The organism is Marinobacter sp. OP 3.4 (assembly GCF_036224885.1).
Lineage (GTDB): Bacteria > Pseudomonadota > Gammaproteobacteria > Pseudomonadales > Oleiphilaceae > Marinobacter.
This window is the reverse complement of record NZ_JAVVLT010000083.1, coordinates 1-2,714: the sequence shown is the minus strand read 5'-3', so window position 1 is coordinate 2,714 and position 2,714 is coordinate 1. Positions and strand designations below refer to the sequence as shown.

2 protein-coding genes are annotated in these 2,714 nt (G+C 63.2%); both read left to right on the top strand.

Translation table 11 applies throughout. The annotated features are described in order from the left end of the window. The first annotated feature begins 56 nt into the window (after positions 1–56). The gene (astA, locus tag RO069_RS13920; protein ID WP_328188343.1) at positions 57–1,100 is read left to right on the top strand and encodes an arginine N-succinyltransferase; all 1,044 of its coding nucleotides are present in this window, start codon (positions 57–59) and stop codon (positions 1,098–1,100) included. Between the two features lie 61 nt (positions 1,101–1,161). Next, positions 1,162–2,634, top strand: coding sequence for a succinylglutamate-semialdehyde dehydrogenase (gene astD, locus RO069_RS13915; protein WP_328188341.1), 1,473 nt, complete (start codon positions 1,162–1,164; stop codon positions 2,632–2,634). Positions 2,635–2,714 lie beyond the last annotated feature (80 nt).

Sequence of the window (2,714 nt, the reverse complement as noted above, 5' to 3'; positions counted from 1 at the left end):
GAAAGCAGTACCAGATCGCCCGCTCAGCACCCAAACTTGAAGTCTTGGAGGGCTACATGCTGATCATCCGGCCACTTCAGCAAAAAGATCTGGATGACCTCTACACCATGGCCGCCTCCGCCGGCAACGGCATGACCACCCTCCCGCCGGACCGCGAACTCCTCCAGCGCAAAATCCAGAAAGCCCGGGACACCTTCGAAGGCCGGCGAGCCCCCGACGCCGGCCTCTACCTTTTCGCCCTGGAAGACACCGAACAACCCTGCTGCGCCGGCATCAGCGGCATCCAGGCCCGGGTCGGCCTCGACGAAGTGTTCTACAATTATCGCCTCAGCATCACCGTCAGCGACAGCCGCGAACTCGACGTCCACGTCCGCACCCCCACGCTCTACCTCACCAACGACATGACCGACGCCACCGAAATCGGCTCCCTACTGCTGGCGGACAGCCACCGGGGCGGCGGCAACGGCCTGCTGCTCTCCCGGGCGAGATTCCTGTTCCTGGACGAATACCGCGAACACTTCTCCGACAAGATCTTCGCCGAAATGCGGGGCGTCTCCGACGACCAGGGCCAGAGCCCCCTCTGGGACGCCCTTGGAAGACGCTTCTTCGACATGGAGTTCGTCGAGGCCGACCGCCTGTCCGCCAAGGGCAACAAATCCTTCATCGCCGAACTCATGCCCCGGTTTCCGATTTACCTGTCACTGCTGCCGGAAAGCGCCACCGACGTGATTGGCAAAGTCCACCGCAACACCGAACCGGCCCTGAACATGCTCCAGGCCGAGGGCTTCAATTTCAACGGCTTGGTGGACATCTTCGATGGCGGCCCGGTGGTGGAAGCCTTCCTCCACAACATCCGCACCATCCGCCAGAGCATCCTGCGCCCCGTCAAACAGGTGAACCGACCGCTGCTGGACAACCTGTCCGCCAGCGACAAAGTCATGATCTCCAACCGCTCCTTCGACGACTTCCGGGTAGGCACGCTCCCCAGGGATGCGGTACGTGATGAAGAAGTCCAGGTGCCCAGACCGATCATGGAGGCGCTGGGCATCAGCGAAGGGGATCAGGTACGTATCGCCTCCTTGAAAGAAACGCTGTTCTGACCAATACCTGTAGGGTAGGCGGTTATTTCCCCACCCTTTCGCGGACCCCAGGAGGTGCTTCATGAACCTGACGCTGACCGGTGAACTGTTTATCAATGGTCTGTGGGCCTCCGCCCATGGCGAGGCGCTGGAATCCCTGCACCCGGTCACCGGAGAAACGGTCTGGCAGGGCTCGGGAGCGGGGCTCGACGATGTCCATGCGGCGGTGAATGAAGCGCGCCTGGCGTTCGCGGCCTGGTCCCGGACATCCGCCGGTGAGCGTGAGGCCGTTATTCGCCGCTTCGGCGAACTGCTGGAGGAGCACCGGGAAACGCTGGCTCACCAGATTGGCCGTGAAACCGGCAAGCCCCTGTGGGAGTCACGAACGGAAGTGTCGGCCATGATCGGCAAGATCGACATATCGATACGGGCCCGGGACGAACGGGCCGGCTTCCGTGAGAGTGATGTGCCCGGTGGCCGGGCGGTGCTGCGCCACAGGCCCCACGGCGTGGTGGCGGTGTTCGGCCCCTACAACTTTCCCGGCCACCTGCCCAATGGTCATATCGTGCCGGCGTTGCTGGCAGGCAATGCCGTGGTCTTCAAGCCCAGTGAACTGGCGCCGGGGGTGGCGGAAATGACGGTGCGACTCTGGCAGCTTGCCGGTTTGCCAGACGGCGTCCTGAGCCTGATCCAGGGCGAGGTGGATACCGGCCGGGCGCTGGCGGGGCATGACCAGATTGACGGCCTGTTCTTTACCGGCAGTTCGACAGTTGGTCACCTCCTGCACGAACAGTTCGGCGGCCAGCCCCAGAAGATCCTGGCCCTGGAGATGGGCGGCAACAACCCGTTGATCGTACAGGACGTGGCGGACACCCGGGCGGCGGTGCACCACACCCTGCAGTCGGCGTTCCTGTCGGCGGGGCAGCGGTGTACCTGTGCACGACGGCTGCTGGTGCCCTCCGGCAAGGAGGGCGATGCGTTTCTGGATGAGTTGGTCCGGGCAGCGGCCAATCTGACGGTGGGGCAGTTTGATGAGGAGCCCCAGCCGTTCATGGGCGCGGTGATTTCTCCGGAGGCGGCGACCCGGCTAATGGAGACCTGGCGGAAGCTGATCTCCAACGGTGGTCATCCGTTGCTGGAGATGTCCCACAAGGAAGGGACGGGGCTCCTGACGCCGGGTATCGTGGATCTGACTGGTGTGGATGCGCCGGATCAGGAGCACTTCGGACCGTTGTTGAGTGTGTACCGCTATGGGGATTTCGATGAGGCCCTGGCGATGGCTAATGACACGCGGTTCGGGCTGGCCGCCGGTATCCTGTCGGACAGGCGGGAACTGTATGACCGGCTACTGGTGGAGGCCCGGGCCGGTATCGTCAACTGGAACCGGCCGCTGACCGGGGCCAGTAGTGCGGCGCCGTTTGGGGGTGTTGGCGATTCCGGTAACCATCGACCCAGTGCCTACTACGCGGCTGACTATTGTGCCTGGCCTATGGCTTCCCTGGAGTCGGAGCGGGTTTCTTTGCCTGAGTCGCTGGCTCCTGGGATGTCGCTTTGATTCTTATGGGCCTTTGCATAGCCGCCCATACGCGCGTCTGAACGTTCTGGGGGCAGGCAGATCAATCCGGTGATAGTTTT

What these genes read in the sequence shown, in the direction of transcription:
- astD (WP_328188341.1), top strand. Translation starts at nt 1,162, where the DNA reads ATGAACCTGACGCTGACCGGTGAACTGTTTATCAATGGTCTGTGGGCC.
- astA (WP_328188343.1), top strand. Translation starts at nt 57, where the DNA reads ATGCTGATCATCCGGCCACTTCAGCAAAAAGATCTGGATGACCTCTAC.